The organism is Rhodoplanes roseus (assembly GCF_003258865.1).
Taxonomy (GTDB): Bacteria; Pseudomonadota; Alphaproteobacteria; order Rhizobiales; family Xanthobacteraceae; genus Rhodoplanes; species Rhodoplanes roseus.
In genome coordinates, this window is record NZ_NPEX01000656.1 from 1 (window position 1) to 525 (window position 525).

Here is a 525-nt window from a genome sequence, read left to right on the forward strand (position 1 = left end):
GGCCGCTCGCCACCGCCCCGCCCGGACGCGCCGCGCTCGGACGCGCCGCGCTCCGAACCGCCGCGCTCGGCCGCCGCCGGACGCTCGCCGGAGCGCTGCTCCGCTGCGCCGCTTCGTCCCGGCCCCGAGCGATCCGGACCGGACCGCTCGGCGCCCTGACGCTCGTTGCGCGACGGCGCCGCGTCGCGGCCGCCACGCTCGCTCTGCTCCTGGCGTTGCTCGCGGCGGTCCTGGCGGCGCTCGGCACCTTTCTGCCGACGATCATCGGCCTTGTCCTTGTCGCGCGCCGCACGGCTCCGGTCGGCATCCGGACGGGTGCTCTCGCGCTGGTCGTCCCGCGCATTGTCGCGGGCGTTGTCCCGATCGCGAGCATTCGTGCCCTCGCGGGCATTGTCGCGGTCCCGCGGACCGGTGCCCTCGCGAGTGTTGTCGCGATCACCCGGACGGGCGCCTTCGCGCTGCGTCGGGGCGCCGTCGCGCCGCTCGCCCGTGGCCGGGCCGCGCTCGCCGTCGCGGGCCCCGGTC

The 525-nt window shown here is 78.5% G+C and carries 1 pseudogene; it reads right to left on the reverse strand.

Going from position 1 to position 525, the window contains the following annotated elements:
• A pseudogene (locus tag CH341_RS34765) lies at positions 1-525 on the reverse strand (hypothetical protein); the annotation flags it as partial.